Consider the following 19,534-nt stretch of genomic DNA (forward strand, 5'->3'; position numbering starts at 1 on the left):
CAGGAACCCCGCCAACCGGCCCGCCTGCGCCCGCAGCGCCTCCTCCGACTTCGCCGACACCACGACCGGCACCGGCAGCACGCGCGGCGACGCCGTACCTCCGCCGGACGGCTCCCCGGCGGGCGGCTCGGACGGCTCGGACGGCTCGGACGGCTCGGACGGCTCGGACGGCTCCTCGGCGGGCGGCTCCTCCAGGATCACGTGGGCGTTGGTGCCGCTGAAGCCGAACGACGAGACGCCCGCCCGGCGCGGCCGGCCCTCGGCGCGCGGCCACTCGCGCGGCTCGGTCAGCAGCTCGACGGCCCCGCTGGACCAGTCCACCTTTGACGACGGCGCGTCCACGTGCAGCGTCTTGGGCAGCACCCCATGGCGCATCGCCTGCACCATCTTGATCACACCGGCGACCCCGGCCGCCGCCTGGGTGTGGCCCAGGTTCGACTTCACCGAGCCCAGCCACAGCGGCCGCCGCCGCCCCCGGCCGTAGGTCGCCAGGAGCGCCTGGGCCTCGATCGGGTCGCCCAGGGCGGTGCCCGTGCCGTGGCCCTCGACCACGTCCACGTCGGCGGCCACCAGCCCGGCGGACGCGAGCGCCTGGGTGATCACGCGCTCCTGGGACGGCCCGTTGGGCGCGGTCAGGCCGTTCGACGCCCCGTCCTGGTTGACCGCCGAGCCGCGCACCACCGCGAGCACCCGGTGCCCGCGCCGCCGCGCCTTCGACAGCCGCTCCACCACGAGCACGCCCGCGCCCTCGCCCCAGGCCGTGCCGTCGGCGGCGTCCGCGAACGCCTTCACCCGCCCGTCGGGGGCGAGCCCGCGCTGCCGGGCGAACTCGGTGAACGTCTCCGGCGTGGACATCACGGTCACCCCGCCGGCCAGCGCCAGGTCGCACTCCCCCGTGCGCAGCGCCTGCACCGCCAGGTGCAGCGCCACGAGCGACGACGAGCACGCCGTGTCCACCGACACCGCCGGTCCCTCCAGGCCGAGGGCGTACGCCACCCGGCCGGAGACCACGCTCCCGTGCGATCCGGTGCTGAGCAGGCCCTCGGCCTCGGGCACGTCCCGGCCGTAGCCGATCGCGTAGTCCGGGGCCATGACCCCGACGTAGACGCCGGTACGGCTGCGCCGCAGCCCGGTCGGGTCGATGCCCGCGTGTTCCAGGGCCTCCCAGGACGCCTCGAGCAGCAGCCGCTGCTGCGGGTCGGTGGCGGTGGCCTCGCGCGGGCTCATCCCGAAGAAGCCCGCGTCGAACTCGCCGGAGCCCTCCAGGAACCCGCCGCGGTCGACGTAGCTGGTCCCGGGGCGGGTCAGCTCGGGGTCGTAGAGCGCGGCCAGGTCCCAGCCCCGGTCGGCGGGGAAGCCGGAGATGCCCTCCCGGCCCCCCGCCACCAGGGCCCACAGGTCCTCGGGCGTGGTCACCCCGCCCGGGTACCGGCAGGCCATGCCGACGATCGCGATCGGCTCCCGGGCCCGCTCCGTCACGTCGCGCAGCCGCCGCCGGGTCTCCTGGAGATCCGCGGTGGCCCTGCGAAGGTAGTCGCGCAGCCGGTCGTCGCCCGCCATGAATCATCCCCCCAACTCAGGCCGGCCCGTCCGGGCCGCCCAGCTCACCGTCCAGCACCGCGAACAGCTCCTCGTCGGTCGCCGCGGCCAGATCCGGCGCCCCGTCGCGCGCAGCGCCGTCCCCGCCGCGGTGCGCCTCCCGCCACCGCCGGGCCAGCGCCTCCAGCCGGGCCGCCACCGCCTCCACGTCGGCCTGCCCGGGCGCGGCCTCGGCGATGGGCTCGGCCATCGCCGCCTCCAGCCGTTCCAGTTCGTCGAGTACGGCTCGCGCCGGGTCGGCGTGTTCCGGGTCGAGTTCCTCCAGGAGGAACGTCACCAGCGCCTCCGGGTTGGGGTGGTCGAAGACCAGCGTCGCCGGCAGGCGCAGCCCGGCGGCGGCGGCCAGCCGGTTCCGCAGCTCCACCGCGGTCAGCGAGTCGAAGCCCAGTTCCGCGAAGGCCCGGTCGGCCGCGATCGCGTCCACCCCCGCGTGGCCGAGCACCGCGGCCACGTGCGAGCGGACCAGGTCGAGGAGGATCCGGCGCTGCTCGGCCGGGAGCAGCCCCGAGAGCCGGTCGGCCAGCGACTCCTCCGCCACGGGCGCGCCCGCCGCGGCCCGCCGCCTGGCCGGGGCGGTGACCAGGCCCCGCAGCACGGGCGGCACCGGCCCACCGGACAGCGCGGCCGTGTCCACGTCCGCGGCGAGCACCACCGGGGCGTCCCCGCCGACGGCGGCGTCGAAGCGGCGCAGCCCGGTCTCGGTGTCGAGTTCGCGCAGCCCGGTCGCGGCCAGCCGCGCCGAGTCGCCCGCGCCCACGTGGGCGGTCATCGCGCTGCGTTCGGCCCACAGCCCCCAGGCCAGCGAGTGCCCGGGCAGGCCGAGGTGCCGGCGGTGCTGGGCGAGCGCGTCCAGGAAGGCGTTGCCCGCGGCGTAGTTGCCCTGCCCGGGCGCGCCGAGCAGCCCGGCGGCCGAGGAGAACATGACGAACAGGGCCAGGTCGTGCCCCCGGGTCAGCTCGTGCAGGTGCCAGGCGGCGTCGGCCTTGGGCCGCAGCACCGTGGCCAGCCGGTCCGGGGTGAGCGAGGTGATCGTGGCGTCGTCGAGGACGCCGGCCGCGTGCACCACCCCGGTCAGCGGGCGCTCGGCCGCGACGCCGTCGAGCAGCGCGGCCAGGGCGTCCCGGTCGGCCACGTCGCAGACCTCGACGCGGACCGAGGCGCCCAGCCCGGCCAGTTCCTCGCGCAGCTCGGCCGCGCCGGGCGCGTCCAAGCCCCGGCGGGTGACCAGCAGCAGGTGGCGCGCGCCGTACCGGGTCACCAGGTGGCGGGCGACGTGCCCGGCGAGGACGCCGGTGCCGCCGGTGATCAGGACGGTGCCGTCCGGGTCGAGCTCCCGGGGCACGGTCAGCGCGAGCTTGCCGACGTGCCGGGCCTGCTGGAGGTGCCGGAAGGCGTCCTGGGCGCGCCGGGCGTCCCAGATCGTGACGGGGGGCGGCCGCAGCACACCGCGTTCGTGCAGCCGGACCACCTCGGCGAGGATCTCCTGGACGCGCTCCGGGGTCCCCTCCGGGTGGTGGGTGCGCGACTGGGCCACCATGTCGTAGGCGCGGTAGACGACGCCCGGGTGGGCGGCGGCGACCTCCTCGGCCCGCCGGATGTCGGTCTTGCCCATCTCCAGGAAGTGTCCGCCGCGCGGCAGCAGGTCCAGCGAGGCGTCGACGAACTCCCGGGCCAGCGAGTTGAGCACGACGTCCATGCCAGCCCCGCCGGTGGCGGCCAGGAACTTCTCGCGGAAGCCGAGGTCCCTGGAGGAGGCCAGGTGGGCGTCGTCCAGGCCGAGCGCGCGCAGCGCGGGCCACTTGGCCGGGGACGCGGTCGCGTAGACCTCCGCGCCCAGGTGCCGGGCGAGCTGGATCGCCGCCAGGCCGACCCCGCCCGCGCCCGCGTGCACCAGCACCCGGTCCCCGGGGCGTACGCCGGCCAGGTCGACCAGCCCGTAGTAGGCGGTGAGGTTGACGATCGGCAGCACCGCGGCCTCGGTGAACGACCAGCCGTCCGGGATCGGGACGAGCAGCCGCCGGTCGGTTATGGCCACGGTCCCCGCGCCGCCGTCGACCAGGCCGGTCACGCGGTCGCCCGGCCGCAGGTCGGTGACGGCGGAGCCGACCTCCAGCACCACGCCGGCGGCCTCGCCGATCAGCCCGTCGTCCTCCTCGGTGATCATGTCGAGGGCGACGACCAGGTCGTGGAAGTTGATCCCGGCGACCCGGGGCGACAGCCGTACCTCGGTGGGGGCCAGCGGGCGGGCCGTCTCCGGCGCGGGCGTCAGCGCCAGGTTGGACAGCGTGCCCTTGCCGGTGGTGGCCAGCCGCCACGGCCCGGCCGGGGGGACGAGCGCGCCGGCGTCGCGCGCCAGCCGCGGCGCGTGGAGCGTGCCCGCGCGTACGGCCAGCTCCGGTTCGCCGGCCTCGGCGGCCGCCCGCACCTCCGCCCACGGCGGGTCCTGCCCGTCGAGGTCGAGCAGGACGAACCTGCCGGGATGCTCCGCCTGCGCGGCGCGCACCAGGCCGGCGGCGGCCGCCTGGGCGGGGTCGGCGTCCTCGCCGGGGAGGACCGCCGCCGCGTGCCGGGCCACCACGACGAGCCGGTCGTCGCGGTCGCCGGACAGCCACTCGCGCAGCGCGGCCAGGGTGGCCCCGGTGGCCGTGTGGGCGGCGGCGGCCGGGTCCTCGTCCCCGTCGCCGGGCACGTGGAACACCTCCAGCCCCGGCGGCACGGCCTCCGCGGGCTGCTCGGGGGCGGCGAGGGCCGCCGCCGCGCCGGGCCGTGCCGCGCCGGGGGCCGGGCCCGCGCCGTTGCCGCTGGGTTCGGCCGCGTCCGGTCCCGCCCCGTTGCCCCGCGACTCGGCCCTCGGGGACAGCTCACCCATCGGGGACAGCTCACCCATCGGGGACGGCTCGCTCATCGGGGACGGCTCGGCCATCGGGGGCGGCTCCGGCGTCTCGGGCGTGCCGGCCGGAGTGTGCGGCTCGGCGGCCGGGGACAGCGGGATCCAGGTGAGCCGGGGCGGCGCGACGTCGGCGGCCGGCGTGCGGGCCAGGTCCCCGTCGCTCACCGGGCGCACCACCACGGCCTCCACCGAGGCCATCGGGGCCCCTTCGGCGTCGGCCAGGTCCACGGCGAAGCGGTCCGTCGAGCCGTTGAGCTCGCCGCCCGCGCCGCGCAGCCGTACCCGCGCGGTGGTCGCGCCGACGGAGCGCAGCCGTACGCCGCGCCAGGTGAACGGCAGCCGGGGCGCGCCTGAGGTGTCGCCGTCGAGGATCCCGGCGGCGTGCAGCGCGGCGTCCAGCAGCGCCGGGTGGACGCCGAACCGGTCCGCCTCGGCGGCGGCCGGCTCGGGCAGGGCGACCTCGGCGAAGACCTCGTCGCCGCGGCGCCAGGCCCGGCGCAGCCCGCGGAACGCGGGCCCGTAGCCGTACCCGCCGGCGGCCATGGTCTCGTACAGGTCCCCGGCGTCCACCGGCCGCGCGTCGGCCGGCGGCCAGGCCGGGCCGGGCGTGTCCGGGGCGGGCCCCTCGGCGGGGGCGGTCGCCAGGGCGCCGGTCGCGTGCCGGGTCCAGGCGGCGACGGCGGTGTCCCCCGACGCCGGGGCGGCGTGCACGGAGATCGGCCTGCGGCCGTCCTCGGCGGCGCCGACCACCACGCGCACCCGGGCCGCGCCGTCGTCCGGCAGCACCAGCGGGCGCTCCAGGGTCAGCTCCTCCAGCAGGTCGCAGCCAGCCCGGTCGGCGGCGTGCAGCGCCATCTCCACCAGCGCCGCGCCGGGCACCACGATCCGGCCGGCCACCCGGTGGTCGGCGAGCCAGGGCTGGCTCGCGACGGAGAGCCGGCCGGAGAAGACCAGCCCGTCGCCGTCCGGCTCGTCCAGCACGGCGGCCAGCAGCGGATGACCGGCGGGGTCCAGGCCGGCCGCGGCCAGCCCGGCCGGGCCGGACGACGTGGCGGGCTTCCAGTACCGGTCGTGCTGGAAGGGGTAGGTGGGCAGATCCACGCGCCGCCGCGCGGCGGGCAGGACCCTGTGCCAGTCCACCGGCACCCCGCGCAGCCACGCCTCGGCCAGGGCGACGGGGAACCGGCCGCCCTCGTCCCGGCGCAGCGTGCCCATTGCGGCCACGTCCACGCCGTCGGCGGCGGCGGTCTCCTCGATCGCCGGGGTGAGCATGGGGTGGGGGCTCATCTCCAGGAACACCCGGCGGCCCCGGGCCAGCAGCGCCCGGGTGGTCTCCGCGAAGCGGACGGTGCGCCGCAGGTTGGTGTACCAGTACTCGGCGTCGAGCCCGGCGGTGTCCAGCTCGGCCGCGACGACGGTCGAGTAGAAGGGCACCCGGGCGGTCCGGGGGCGCAGCCCCGCCAGGTCGCGCAGCAGCGGCTCGCGCAGCACCTCCACCTGCGCGCCGTGCGAGGCGTAGTCCACGGCCAGCCGCTTGACGCGCGTGCCCTCCGCCCGCAGCCGGGCCTCCACCGCGTCCAGCGCCGCGCCCTCGCCGGCCAGCACGACCGAGCCGGGCCCGTTCACCACGGCCACCGACACCGCGTCGCCGTACTCGGCGAGCAGCCCGGTCATCCGCTCGGCGGGCAGCGCCACCGACATCATGCCGCCGTTCCGGCCGGACAGGCGCTCGGCGACGGCGCGGGACCGCAGCACCACGACCCGCGCCCCGTCGGCGAGCGACAGCGCCCCGGCCACGCAGGCGGCGGCGATCTCGCCCTGGGAGTGGCCGACCACCGCGGCCGGCTCGACCCCGGCGGCGCGCCAGGTCTCGGCCAGCGCGACCATGACCGCCCACAACACGGGCTGTACCACGTCCACCCGGTCGAGCAGCCGCGCGTCGGCCAGCGCGTCGCGCACCCGCCAGTCCACCAGCGCCTCGACCTCCGCGGCGCAGCGTTCCAGCGCGGCGGCGAACGCGGGCGAGGAGTCCAGCAGGTCGACGGCCATGCCCGGCCACTGGCCGCCCTGCCCGGGGAAGACGAACACCGGCTGGTCGGCGCCGTCGTGCACGAGACCGCGGACCAGCTCGGCGGCCGGTTCGCCGGCGGCCAGCGCGCGCAGCCCGGTCACGGCGGCGTCCCTGGTCCCGCCCAGTACGGCGGCGCGCCGGGGCAGACCGGCCCTGCGGGCCAGCGCGGCGGCCACGTCCGGCGTCCCGGCCTCGTCGTGCCCGGTCAGGAAGCCGGCCAGCCGGTCGGCCTGCGCCCGCAGCGCGGCCTCGCTCTTCGCCGACACCAGCAGCGGCACCACGGGCGGCGCGGGAGACGCCTCCGTCCCGGCGCCGGGAGCGGGTGCCCCGGCCGCGAAGACGGCGGGCGGCTCGGCCGCGCCGTCGGCGGCGGGCGGCGGCTCCTCGGCGGGGGGTTCCTCGATGATGACGTGGGCGTTGGTGCCGGAGATGCCGAACGACGAGACGGCCGCCCGGCGCGGCCGTTCCCCGGCCCTGGGCCAGGGCCGGGGCTCGGTCAGCAGTTCCACCGCGCCGCCGGACCAGTCCACCTTGGACGACGGGGCGTCCACGTGCAGCGTCTTCGGCAGCGTCTCGTGCCGCATCGCCAGCACCATCTTGATCACACCGGCGACGCCCGCCGCCGCCTGGGTGTGGCCGAGGTTGGACTTGACCGAGCCCAGCCACAGCGGCGACTCCCGGTCCTGGCCGTAGGTCGCCAGCAACGCCTGCGCCTCGATCGGGTCACCCAGGGCGGTGCCCGTGCCGTGGCCTTCGACCACGTCCACGTCGGCCGGGGTGAGCCCGGCGGCGGCCAGCGCCTGGGTGATCACCCGCTCCTGGGCGGGCCCGTTGGGCGCGGTCAGGCCGTTGGAGGCGCCGTCCTGGTTGATCGCGCTGCCGCTGAGCACCGCCAGCACCTGGTGGCCGCGCCGCCGCGCCTCCGACAGGCGTTCGACCACCAGCACGCCGACGCCCTCGCCCCAGGCGACCCCGTCGGCCGCGTCGGAGAACGCCTTGCACCGGCCGTCGGGGGCCAGGCCGCGCTGCCGGGAGAACTCCACGAAGGCCCCCGGCGTGGCCATCACGGTCACGCCGCCCGCCAGCGCCAGGTCGCATTCGCCGCGCCGCAGCGCCTCGGCGGCCAGGTGCAGCGCCACCAGGGAGGACGAGCAGGCGGTGTCCACGGAGATCGCCGGTCCGCGCAGGCCCAGGGTGTAGGAGACGCGCCCGGAGACCGTCGCGCCGCCCGCGCCCGCGGGCACGTAGTCGTGGTACATCACGCCGGCGAACACCCCGGCGCCGGTCTCGCGCAGCGACGTGGGGTCGATCCCGGCCCGCTCCAGCGCGGTCCAGCACACCTCCAGGAACTGCCGCTCCTGCGGGTCCATCTCCGCCGCCTCGCGCGGGCTGATCCCGAAGAAGTCCGGGTCGAAGCCGGCCGCGCCGTACAGGAACCCGCCCTCCTTGACGTACGAGGTCCCCTCGTGCCCGGGCTCGGGGTGGAACAGCGACCCGAGGTCCCAGCCGCGGTCGGCGGGGAACTCCCCGACCGCGTCGCCGCCCTCGGTGAGCAGCCGCCACAGGTCCTCCGGCGACTCCACGCCGCCCGGATACCGGCAGGCAAGCCCCACGATCGCGATGGGGTCGTCCGCGACCGCCGCCGGGCCCGCCGGCCGGACGGCCGGGGCGGGCTCGGGCCGCCCGCCGGACCGGTCCGCCAGGAAGCCGGCCAGCGCGGTCACCGTGGGATGGTCGAAGACCAGCGTCGCGGGCAGCGCCACGCCGACCCGCCGGCCCAGCCGGTTGCGCAGCTCCACCCCGGACAGCGAGTCGAAGCCCAGCTCCTGGAAGGCCCGGTCCACCGGCACCGACTCGGCCGCGCCGTACCCCAGCACCCCGGCGGTCTCCGCGCGGACCACGCCCAGCAGCAGCTCCCGCCGCTCGGCGGGCGACAGCCGGTCCAGCCGGTCGGCGAGCGAGCCGGGCCCGGACGCGGCGGCGCGGGCCTGCCTGCGGCCGGTCAGCGCGCGCAGCACCGGCGGCGGCTCGGCGTCCCGGCCGCGCAGCGCGGCCAGGTCCAGCCGGCAGGCCACCGGCGCGGGGTGCCCGGCGGCCAGCGCCGCGTCGAACAGGGCCAGCCCCTCGGCGGCGGTGAGCGGCCGCATCCCGGAGGCGGCCAGCCGGGCCGTCTGCCGGTCGTCCAGCCTGCCCGCCATGCCGCGTTCCGTCTCCCACGCGCCCCAGGCGATCGAGGTCGCGGGCCGTCCCCCGGCGGCCCGCCGTACGGCGAGCGCGTCGAGCGCGGCGTTGGCCGCCGCGTAGTTGCCCTGCCCGGCGGCGTCCATCAGGCCGGTCGTCGAGGAGAACAGCACGAACCTGCGCACGTCGCCGGCCAGCTCGTGCAGGTGCCAGGCGCCGTCCACCTTGGGCCGCAGCACCCGCGCCATCCGCTCCGCGTCGAGCGCCGGGATGGTGCCGTCGTCCAGCACTCCGGCCGCGTGCACCACGGCGGTGAGGGGACGTTCCCGCGGGATCCCGTCCAGCAGCGCGGCGAGCGCGGCGCGGTCGGCGGTGTCGCAGGCGGCCACCGTCACCTCGGCGCCCAGCCCGGCCAGCTCGTCGCGCAGCTCGGCCGCGCCGGGGGCGTCGAGGCCGCGGCGGCTGGTCAGCACCAGGCTCCGCACCCCGTGCCCGGCGACCAGGTGCCGGGCCACGAGCGCGCCCAGCCCGCCGGTCCCCCCGGTGATCAGCGTGGTGCCCTCGGCCGGCCAGGCCGCGCCGTCCTCGTCCGGTACGGCGGAGCGGCCGCCGTCCGGCGCCGGTCCGCGGTTCGCGTCGAGGCGGGTGAGCCGGGGCACCCAGAGCCGGCCGCCGCGGACGGCGGCCTCGGGCTCCCCGGCGCGCAGCGCGGCCGCGGCGGCCGCGTCGATCGCGGCGCGGCCCGGCCCCGCCCCCGCCCCCGGGTCCAGGTCCAGGTCCGGGTCCAGGTCCAGGTCCAGGTCCACCAGGACGATCCGGCCCTGGCTCTCCTCCCTGGCGGCCCGGGCCAGCCCCCAGACGGCGGCCTGCGCCTCGTCCGGGGCCTCGCCGTCGATCGCCACCGCGCCCCTGGTCGCGATCACGAGCGTGTCCTCGGGGGTGGGCTCGGCGGCCAGCCAGCCCCGCACGCGGTCCAGCGCCGAGGTGACCGCGCGCCGTACCCGCTCCGGCGGGGCGGCGTCCGCCCCGGTGCCGTCTGCGGTGCCATTTGCGGTGCCATTTGCGGTGCCGTCTGCGGTGCCGTCCCAGGCGGCGTACACCTCGACGGTCCCGGCGGCGGCGTCCCGCGCGGGCGGCTCGTCCGTCCCGGCCAGCGGCCGCCAGGCCACCTCGTACAGCCCGCGCGCCGCCGTGCCGCCGCCCGCGCCGGGGCCGGCGGCGAGCGGGCGGGACTCCAGCGAGGTCACGGTGGCCAGCGGGCGGCCCGACGCGTCGGCCAGGTCGAGGCGTACGGCTCCCGCCCCGGCGGTCTCGTCAGGGCGCAGCCGTACCCGCGCGGCGGCGGCGCCGGTGGCGTGCAGTTCGACCCCGCGCCAGGCGAACGGCACCACCGGCCGCCCGTCCCCGCGCCCGTCCGCGTCCGCCGCCTCGGGCAGCAGGCCCACCCGCAGCGCGGCGTCCAGCAGCGCCGGATGCGCGCCGTACCCGGCGGACTCCAGCCCCTCGGGCAGCGCCACCTCGCCGTAGAGCTCGTCGCCGCGCCGCCAGGCCGCGCGCAGCGCGCGGAACGCCGGGCCGTACTCGTAGCCGCGCTCGGCCAGCCGGTCGTCCAGCCCGGCGACGTCCAGGGGGTGCGCGTCCGGGGGCGGCCACGCGGTCAGGTCCGCGCCGTCGGCCGTGGCGGGCGCCAGGGTGCCCCGGGCGTGCCGGATCCAGCCCTCCCCCGCCGCCGAGTGGATCTCCACGGCGCGGTGGCCCCGGTCGTCCGGCGCCGCCACGGTGACCTGTACGGCCACGCCGCCCGCGGCGTCGCCCCCGGCGGCGTCGGCGGCGGGGACGACCAGCGGAGTCTCCAGGACGAGTTCCTCCAGCCGGCCGCTGTCCACCTCGTCGCCGGCACGGATCGCCAGCTCCACGAACCCGGTCCCGGGGAAGATCACGGCGCCGTCGATCGTGTGGTCGGCCAGCCAGGGCTGGGCGCGCGGGGACAGCCGCCCGGTGAGGGTGACGCCGCCGTCGGGGTGGGTCACCGCGGCGGCGAGCAGCGGGTGCTCGACGGGGACCTGGCCGGCCGCCGACACGTCGCCGGACCGGTGCGCCTCCAGCCAGAACCGGCGCCGCTGGAAGGGGTAGGTGGGCAGGTCGACGTGGCGGGGCCGCGTGGCACGGCCGGCGAACCAGGCGGACCAGTCCACGGGCACGCCTCCGGCCCAGGCGGCGCCGAGGGCCGCGCCGAAGTGGGCCTCCTCGTCGCGGTCGCGGCGCAGCAGCGGCACCACCAGGTCCGCGTGGCCGTCTCCGGCGAGGGTCTCCTCGACCATCGGGGCGAGCTGCGCGTCCGGGCCGACCTCCAGGAAGCGGGTGACCCCGCGCCGCCGCATGACGCGGACGCCGTCGGCGAACCGCACCGGCCGCCGCACGTGGTCCACCCAGTACCCGGGCCGGGTGATCTCGTCGCCGGCCAGGTCGCCGGAGACGTTGGACACCAGCGGCAGCTCCGGCGGCCGCAACGTCATCCCCGCCACGACCTCGCCGATCTCGGCCAGCATCGGCTCCATCAGGGGCGAGTGGAACGCGTGGGAGACGCGCAGCGGCCGGGTGCGGTGGCCCCGCCCGCGCGCCCAGTCGATGATCTCGGCGACCTGGGCGGCCGCGCCCGAGACCACCACCGAGCCGGGCGCGTTGACCGCCGCCACCGAGACGTCGCCGGTCAGCAGCGGCGCGATCTCGTCCTCGGCGCAGCCGATCGCGGCCATCGCGCCGCCTGCGGGCAGCCGCTGCATGAGGTGGCCGCGGGCGGCCACCAGCCGGCACGCGTCCGCCAGGTCCAGCACCCCGGCGACGTGCGCCGCGGCGATCTCCCCGATGGAGTGCCCGGCCACGTAGTCCGGCCGGATCCCGAACGACTCCAGCAGCCGGAACAGCGCCGTCTCCACGGCGAACAGCCCCGCCTGCGCGTACACCGTCCGGTCCAGCGCGCCGGCCGCCTCGTCGGTGTGCGAGCCGGAGGCCAGCACCTCGCGCAGGCCGGGCTCGTGCGTCCCGCCGGAGACGGCGGCCAGCTCGGCGGCCAGGAGCTCGGCCGCCTCGTCGAAGGCGCGCGCGAACACGCCGAAGCGCTCGTGGAGGCCGCGGCCCATGCCGGGCCGCTGCGCGCCCTGCCCGGAGAACACCAGGCCCAGCCGCCCGGACCGGGCGGTCTCGACGGTCACGCCGGGGGGCGGCTCGCCCTCCGCCAGGCCGCGCAGCGCGGCCAGCAGGCCCTCCCGGTCCTCGGCCACCAGCGCGGCCCGGTGCGGCAGCGCCGCCCGCCGGGTCAGCGCCCAGGCCACGTCCGCCGTCTCGACGCCGGCGCCCCGCTCGGCGAGGAATCCGGCCAGCCGGCCGGCCTGCGCGCGCAGCGCCGCCTCGGACCTGGCCGACACCACCACCGGCAGCGCGCGGGCCGCCGCGGAGGGCGCGGCCGGCACGGCCGTACCGTCTCCGGGAGAGGGGGCCTCGCCCTGCGGGGCGGCCTCGTCGGGGGCCTCCTCCAGGATCACGTGCGCGTTGGTGCCGCTGACCCCGAACGCCGAGACGCCGGCCCGGCGCGGGCCGCCGTCGCGCCGCCACGGCCGGGACTCGGTCAGCAGCTCCACCGCGCCGGCGGACCAGTCCACCTCCCGGCTCGGGGCGTCCACGTGCAGCGTCCTGGGGAGCGTGCGGTGCCGCATCGCCAGCACCATCTTGATGAGCCCGGCGGCGCCGGAGGCCGCCTGGGCGTGGCCGATGTTCGACTTCACCGACCCCAGCCACACCGGGCGGTCGCGGTCCTGCCCGTAGGCCGCGAGCAGCGCCTGCGCCTCGATCGGGTCTCCCAGCGCGGTCCCGGAGCCGTGCCCCTCGACGACGTCGACGTCCGCGGGCGACAGCCCCGCCGCGGCCAGGGCGGCGGCGATCACGCGCTCCTGGGACGGGCCGTTGGGCGCGGTCAGGCCGCTGCTGGCGCCGTCCTGGTTCACGGCGGAGCCGCGGATCACGGCCAGCACGGGGTGGCCGTTGCGGCGCGCGTCGGAGAGCCGCTCCAGCAGCAGCAGGCCGACGCCCTCGCCCCAGCCCACGCCGTTGGCGGCCGCGGCGAACGACTTGCAGCGGCCGTCCGGGGAGAGCACGCCCTGCCGACCGGAGTCGACGAACAGCTCGGTGGTGGACAGCACGGTGGCGCCGCCCGCGAGCGCGAGCTCGCACTCGCCGCCGCGCAGCGCCTGCGCCGCCAGGTGCACCGCCACGAGCGATGACGAGCAGGCGGTGTCCACGGTGACCGCCGGCCCCTCGAAGCCGTACAGGTAGGAGACGCGCCCGGAGGCCACGCTGCGGTGGCTGCCGTGCGCGATGAATCCCTGCACGCCCCGGGGGATCCGGTCGCTGCGCGAGCCGTAGTCGCCGTACATCACGCCGACGAACACGCCGGTGGCGCTGCCGCGCAGCGCGGTCGGGTCGATCCCGGCGCGCTCCACCGCCTCCCAGGTGGTCTCCAGCAGCAGCCGCTGCTGCGGGTCCATGGCGGTGGCCTCGTTGGGGCCGATGCCGAAGAACTCCGGCTCGAAGTCGGCCACGTCGCGGAGGAAGCCGCCCTCCCGGGTGTAGGTCTTGCCGGGCTTGCCGCGCTCCGGGTCGTAGATCCCGTCGACGTCCCAGCCTCGGTCGGCGGGCATCGGCGTGATCGCGTCCACCTCGTCGCTGAGCAGCCGCCACAGGTCCTCGGGCGTGGTCACCCCGCCCGGGTACCGGCAGGCCATGCCGACGATCGCGATCGGCTCCGCGCCGGCCGGGCCCGCGCCCAGCTCGCGCAAGCGGTCCTCGGCGGCGCGCAACCGCCGCCGGGACTCCCGCAGATCCGCCGTCGCTCTTTTCAGGTAATTGACAAGCTTCTCTTCGTTGCCCATTACCCACCTAAAAATATTAAGAGAAGTTGAACGGCCTGAGCCTGGCGCTACTCGCCCTTTCGGCGCCGTAACCAAGCTACGAAACGTTCGGGGCCCGACTAACCCCTATGCGCCCCCTAAGACCAATTGTTGTCGGCGCGCAGCAGCTCGCCCGCGCGCTCGGTGAGCGCCTTTCGGTCCACCTTGCGGTTGGCGTTGAGGGGGAGTTCTCCGAGGTGGTGATAACGCTTGGGCACCATGCCGTCGGGCAGGGTGCGCCGCAGCCGGTTGGCCAGCTCGACCGGCGGGCGCGCCTCTCCGGTGTAGAACACGACGAGCTCCGTGCCCGCCGCGCCCTCCACCCCGACCGCGGCCGCCTCGGCCACCCCGTCGCCGACTGCCAGCAGCGCGTGCTCGATCTCCGCGAGCTCCACCCGCCAGCCCTGCACCTGCACCTGGGCGTCCCGCCGGCCCAGGTAGCACAGCTCGCCCCCGGGCAGCCTGCGCACCCGGTCGCCGGTGCGGTACCAGGTGCGCCCCGCGTGCCGGAGGAACCGGCCCGCGCCGTCCGCCGGGTCCAGGTAGCCCGGGGTGAGCTGGGGCCCGGTCACGCACAGCTCCCCCTCCTCCGCGTCGGTGACCCGGCCGTCCTCGGTGACGAGCAGGATCTCGTGCCCGGGGTGGACGGAGCCGATCGGCACCACGCCGTTGACCGCGAGCGCCGCCGACCGGTCCGGCAGCCACCGGTGCCCGGTGATCGTCACGGTCAGCTCGGTGGGCCCGTACAGGTTCTCCACCGCGGAGTACGGCGCCGCCCGCGTCCAGTCCTCGACGTCGGCGCAGCGCAGCGCCTCCCCGGCGAAGAAGCTCCAGCGCAGGCCGGGCAGCGCCCCCGGGCGCAGGGCCCCGAGCCGGCGGGCCAGGGTGATGCCGCTGGGCGTGGAGAACCACACGGTCACCCGGTGGCGCTCCAGGAAGGCGGGCAGGTCGGCGTGGCCGCGCGGGGGCACCGGCACGGCCGCGGCCCCCGCGCCCCAGGCGCAGAACAGGTCGAAGATCCCGCAGTCGAAGGTCAGGTCGAAGGTCTGCGAGAAGGCGTCGTCCGGGCCGAAGTCGTAGCGGCCGTCCAGCACGCCGAAGTAGTGGCACAGGTTGGCGTGGGTGAGCACGACGCCCTTGGGCCGCCCGGTCGAGCCGGAGGTGAACAGGGTGTAGGCGGGGGCGCCGGGCGGCACCGCGCGGGGTTCGGCCGGCGCGTGCGCGGCGGCCACCGGGATCGCGCCCTCACCGCCGCCCCGGGGCAGCAGCGCCTCCCCTCGGTAACCGCGTTCCCGCAGCTCGGGCAGCAGGCCCGCGCCCCGCGCGTCCGCGATCACCGCGGTGACCCCGGCCGCCGCGGCCATCCGCGCCGTCCGCTCGGGCGGGAAGTCGACGTGCAGCGGCACCACCGGTCCCCCGGTGTACAGCGCCGCGAGCACCCCGGCGTAGGCCGTGGTCCCCTTCTCCGCCAGCACCCCTACGGGGCCCGTGACACCGGCGCGCAGCAGCGACCCGGCCCAGACGAGGGCGGTCTCGTGCAACTCCGCGAAGGAGACCGCGCGGTCGCCGAGGCGCAGCGCGGCGCCGCCGTGCGGTGCGGCGGCGAGCCCGCGCAGAAATCGCCCGTGGAGGTTCCGGTCAATATCTTCGCCCATTTTCTTCTCCCCCAGCGCGAGTTATTGAGGCATAATCCAGGCCATGTGGGACGAACAGTTTGAGGCCCTGTTAAGGCGGCACCTTTCCTTGCTGCCGCCCGGCGACGAGCTCACCGCGGACACCAACCTCCGGGAATTCGGCCTGGATTCCATGGGCGCGGTGGAACTGCTGAGCGCGCTGGAAGCCGGCTACTCCGTGCAGTTCGACGAGGAGGCCCTCGTCCTGGACACCTTCACCACCCCGGGGGCCCTGTGGTCCGCGCTCAGCACGGCCCGGCCGGCTCCCTGAGACGGCCGGGCGACCCCGCGAGGCCGCCCGCCGGGCCGCGCGCCGCGCCGGGCTCCGCACCGGCCGGTCAGCGGGGCCCGGCGACGCGGTCCGCGCCGAGGAGCGGCCGCTTCGGGCCGACCGGCACCACCTCGAAGTTCCGCGTCGTGGCCGGCACCCGGCCGAACAGGCCGTCCGGCCCGGCCACGCAGACCGTCCGCACTCCCCTGCCGCGCAGCGCGGCGACCGTCTCCGGCCAGTGCATCCGCCGTACGAAGCCGTCCAGGAGCAGGGCGCGCACCTGCTCCCCGGTGGTCAGCGCCGACCCGTCGTGGTCGGAGATCACCGGCAGGCGCGGCTCGGCGAACTCCAGCTCGGCCAGGACCTCCTTCTCCGCGCGTTCCCGCAGGCGGGCGAGGGCCGGGGAGTGCATCGGCGGCCGCATCGTGTAGAGCGACAGGCCGCCGGCGGCGCGGATCGCCTTCTCCAGCCCCGGCAGGTCGTCGGCGGACAGGGTGACCATGAAGAAGTCCCGGTCCACGCGGCAGGCCACGTCCGCCCGCCGTCCCCGCGCCGTCAGCTCGCCGAACATCCGCTCCGCCGTCTCCGGCGCCACCCGGACGAACGAGTGGGTGACCAGGTCGCCGTGCTCCCGGCTGAAGTAGTCCGCCACGCACCGCGCCAGCCGCGCGGTCATCCACACCGCGTCGGCGAAGCTCAGGCAGCCCACGTAGGCGGCGGCCGCCTTGCCGCCGAAACTCGGCCCCGCGCACAGCCCAGGGCGGGCGGGAAGCGCCTCGCGCTCGGCCCACTCGGCCAGCGCCAGGCAGGTGACCAGGAAGGCGACCTGGGCGTACTCGGAGTAGTCCCCCTCCGCGTCGCGGAACCGGTCCAGCACGGGGTAGCCGAGCGCCTCATCCGCCTCGGCGAACAGCCTGCGCGCCACCGGCACCTCGGTCGCGAACCCCTCGACGTCGGCGAACGCGGTCGGCCCCATCCCCGGGAACACCATCGCCATCTCGTGACTCGCTGCATCGCTCACCAGCGCACGCTAACCGCGACCGCCCGGCCGGCCACACCCCTAAAACCCCTCACCGTGACCCTGCCGGACCCCAGCATCCGGGCGCGGTCCCGGCGGCGCGAGCCGTACCCGCGGGCCGCGGATGCCGGGTCCTTCCCCGCGTGCCGGGGCCCGGCGGCGCGAGCCGTACGGCGGGGCCTCAGCCCTCGCCGTCGTGCCTGCGCCGGACGTAGTGCAGCGCGTCCAGCAGCTCCGCCGAGCCGACCGGGCGGGAGCGGCGGCGCGGCACCAGCCCGTCCAGCGGCAGCGCGCCGACGTCCGCCCAGCGCAGCGTCCCGTCGCCGTCGATGTAGCTGCGCGCCGCCCCCCGGTTGTCCGGGTGCACGCAGTAGGGGATGTCCAGGTACCCCAGCTTGAACGCGCGCAGCAGCGCCCGGCCCACGTCCCGGTGCAGTTCCAGCGTCGCCTCGATCAGCCGCCGCGCCTCGGCGTACACCTGGGAGTCGGCACCGCCCGGCGGCGGCGGGACCGGCCGGGCCGCGCGCGCCGCCGTACCGGCCAGCTCCAGCGCGGCCACGTTCTCCGAGATCGTGGGGATGCGCCGGGACTCCGCCTCGGTCTTGACGATGAGCCGCTCCGCGCCGGTGCGCACGGCCAGCTCGGCGGCGGCGGTCAGCAGCGACGCCGCCCCGCGCGGGGTCTCGGGGTAGACGCCCATGTACGCGTAGACGACCACGTGCCAGCGGACGCCGCCCAGGAACTCCCCGGCCAGCGCGCGCAGCGCGAGCACCGCCTCGGCGTCCTGCCCCGGATCGGTCTGCTGGGCGTAGCTCAGCGAGATGTCGCGCAGGCCGCGGGCCCGGAAGAACACCGCCTCCAGGACGCTGAGCGCGACGAGCTGGCTGGGCGGGCAGAGCTGGCCCAGCACGCAGCCGCCGAAGGTCTCCAGGTGGGGCTCCCTGCCCGCCTCCCGCCCCCGGGCGGCCAGCAGCTCGCAGCCGCGCGCCCAGTGCTCGACCGCCTGGCTCAGCGGCATCCGGCTGTACGGCAGGCAGTAGGAGACCGGTCCGCCCTCGGTGGCGTCCAGGCCGGCGTCCAGCAGCGCCTCGAAGATCTTCCCCGGGTCGGCCGAGCCGTGCCGCACCTGCACCGGGAAGGTCGCGTCCCGCACCCCGCGCAGCATCCGGCGGTTGGTCTCGGCGCCATGGCTGACCAGGGGATACCCGTTGAGCGCGGCGCCCGCGGCCAGCGCGGCGGCAGCCGACTCCAGGTCGCCCACCCGGGTGTAGCTGTCCACCGTGATCGTGCCGGCGGTCGCCGCGCGGGCGCGTTTGGTGGCGAGCAGCCCGGACCGCATGGCCGCCACGTCGCCGAACCCCATCCGGGGCTGCACCACCAGGTCGCCGGCCGCGGCGGTGGCGGCCACGAAGCCGCCGAATCCCGCGGCCACCGCGGGCTCAGCGGAGCCGGACCGGCGCCCGCGAGGCCGCGCCGTCGGCCGTACGGGAGGCCACCTCGGCGGCCAGCGCCCGGAACTCCTCCAGGTCCCCCGGCCCGCCGTCGAAGACCCGGTCGCAGCCGGCCGCGACGAGCCGGGCGGCGGGGCCGTCCTCGCGGCGCCCGGTCACGCCGAGCCGGCCGCCGATCACGATCCGGGTGCCGGCCAGCTCGGGCCGGGCCCGCAGCCTGGGGACGACCCGCAGGCCGTCCCGGTAGCCGTGCCCGTTGACGCTGCTGATGACCAGGAGGTCGGGGCGCTGGTCCACGCACTCGCCGACCAGCAGGTCGTCCGGCACGCACGGGCCCAGGTTCACCACGTCCAGCCCGGCCTCCTCGCAGACGAGCTGCAGGAAGACCAGGTTCCAGGTGTGCGAGTCGGACGCCACCCCGCTCACCATGGCGCGTGGGCGGCGCGTCCGCGGGCGCGCTTTCGGGTCGGGATATATGGGGATCACGTCTGGCTCCCTGTCACGACGTCGCTTGAGTCGGCCCCTGCGCGGGCCCCGTGCACGGTGGCCAGGTAGGCCACCATCACCTCCCGGAACCGGTCGGGCTCCTCCAGGTGCGGGAGGTGGCTGGAGTTCTCGAGGATCTCCCAGCGGGAGTCCGGGATGAGGTCCCGGAACGGGCGGACGGTCTCCGGCGTCGCCTCGTCGTGCCGCCCGGAGATGATCAGGGTGGGCACCTGGACGGACGGCAGCAGGTCCTCCACCGACCAGTCGCGCAACGTGCCCACGACGTGGAACTCGGTCGGCCCGTTCATCGTGTAGTAGACGGTCGGGTTGTTGTGCATCTCCATGAAGGACGCCCGGTACTCCCGCGGCCACGGGTCCAGCCGGCACACGTACCGGTCGAAGAAGACCCGCATGGCGTCGAAGTACTCGCGGCTGGCGGTGGTTCCCGCGGCCTCGTGCCGGGCCAGTGCCGCCTGCACCTCGGCGGGGAGCGTGGCGCGCAGCCGTACCATCTCCGCCCGCCAGGTGGGCATCGAGGCCGGGGAGTTCGCGATGACCAGCCCGCGCAGCCCGGGCGGGCGGCCCGCGGCGTGCGCGGCGCCCAGCATGCCGCCCCAGGAGTGACCGAAGATCACGTACTCGTCGGCGACCCCGAGCCGCCGGAGCAGGTTGTCCAGCTCGTCGAGGAACAGCCGCACGGTCCAGAAGTCCGCGCCCTTCTCCGGCAGGTGCGTGGAGCCGCCGTTGCCGAGCTGGTCGTAGTGGATCACCGGCCAGCCCGCCTCGGTCAGCGCGCACAGCGGCAGCAGGTAGTCGTGCGTGCTCCCCGGCCCGCCGTGCAGCACCACCAGCGGCGGGCGCTCGCCGGACAGCCGCCCGCTCACCCGGTACCAGGTGCGGTACTCCCGGAACGGCACGGTCCCCTGCGTGGTCGCCCGCCGGCTCATCTCA

At 77.2% G+C, this 19,534-nt stretch carries 8 protein-coding genes; 1 reads left to right on the forward strand and 7 read right to left on the reverse strand.

Annotated features, from left to right (window positions below; translation table 11 throughout):
• The 3 genes from D5H75_RS17770 to D5H75_RS17780 form a co-directional block, all read right to left on the reverse strand.
• A partial coding sequence (locus D5H75_RS17770) for a type I polyketide synthase (RefSeq protein ID WP_202638261.1) occupies positions 1–1,560 on the reverse strand: 1,560 nt, incomplete at its 3' end.
• A gap of 16 nt (positions 1,561–1,576) precedes the next feature.
• Positions 1,577–13,666: a type I polyketide synthase gene (locus tag D5H75_RS17775; protein ID WP_119927610.1), complete on the reverse strand. Its 12,090-nt coding sequence runs from the start codon at positions 13,664–13,666 to the stop codon at positions 1,577–1,579.
• A 116-nt stretch (positions 13,667–13,782) separates the two neighbouring features.
• Positions 13,783–15,339: an AMP-binding protein gene (locus tag D5H75_RS17780; RefSeq protein ID WP_119927611.1), complete on the reverse strand. Its 1,557-nt coding sequence runs from the start codon at positions 15,337–15,339 to the stop codon at positions 13,783–13,785.
• Positions 15,340–15,427: 88 nt separating this feature from the next.
• On the opposite strand from D5H75_RS17780, the gene D5H75_RS17785 reads away from it, so the two are divergent.
• A complete protein-coding gene (locus D5H75_RS17785; protein ID WP_242454324.1) occupies positions 15,428–15,628 on the forward strand; it encodes an acyl carrier protein in 201 nt (66 codons plus the stop codon).
• A 67-nt stretch (positions 15,629–15,695) separates the two neighbouring features.
• On the opposite strand, the gene D5H75_RS17790 is transcribed toward D5H75_RS17785, so the two are convergent.
• The 4 genes from D5H75_RS17790 to D5H75_RS17805 all read right to left on the reverse strand — a co-directional run bounded on the left by D5H75_RS17790 (position 15,696) and on the right by D5H75_RS17805 (position 19,530).
• Positions 15,696–16,649, reverse strand: coding sequence for an ACP S-malonyltransferase (locus D5H75_RS17790; RefSeq protein WP_242454325.1), 954 nt, complete (start codon positions 16,647–16,649; stop codon positions 15,696–15,698).
• Between the two features lie 178 nt (positions 16,650–16,827).
• Entirely contained in the window at positions 16,828–18,078 is a 1,251-nt protein-coding gene (locus D5H75_RS17795) for a methylaspartate mutase (protein ID WP_242454326.1), read from the reverse strand.
• A gap of 7 nt (positions 18,079–18,085) precedes the next feature.
• Positions 18,086–18,526, reverse strand: a complete 441-nt coding sequence (locus D5H75_RS17800; RefSeq protein WP_119927613.1) for a cobalamin B12-binding domain-containing protein — start codon at positions 18,524–18,526, stop codon at positions 18,086–18,088.
• Positions 18,527–18,579: 53 nt separating this feature from the next.
• Positions 18,580–19,530, reverse strand: a complete 951-nt coding sequence (locus tag D5H75_RS17805; RefSeq protein ID WP_119927614.1) for a proline iminopeptidase-family hydrolase — start codon at positions 19,528–19,530, stop codon at positions 18,580–18,582.
• Between the last annotated feature and the right edge of the window lie 4 nt (positions 19,531–19,534).

Source organism: Bailinhaonella thermotolerans (genome assembly GCF_003594875.1).
GTDB classification, from domain to species: domain Bacteria; phylum Actinomycetota; class Actinomycetes; order Streptosporangiales; family Streptosporangiaceae; genus Bailinhaonella; species Bailinhaonella thermotolerans.

Coding starts and splice junctions, on each gene's coding strand:
- D5H75_RS17775 (WP_119927610.1), bottom strand. CDS start 13,666: ATGGGCAACGAAGAGAAGCTTGTCAATTACCTGAAAAGAGCGACGGCG.
- D5H75_RS17780 (WP_119927611.1), bottom strand. CDS start 15,339: ATGGGCGAAGATATTGACCGGAACCTCCACGGGCGATTTCTGCGCGGG.
- D5H75_RS17800 (WP_119927613.1), bottom strand. CDS start 18,526: ATGGTGAGCGGGGTGGCGTCCGACTCGCACACCTGGAACCTGGTCTTC.
- D5H75_RS17805 (WP_119927614.1), bottom strand. CDS start 19,530: ATGAGCCGGCGGGCGACCACGCAGGGGACCGTGCCGTTCCGGGAGTAC.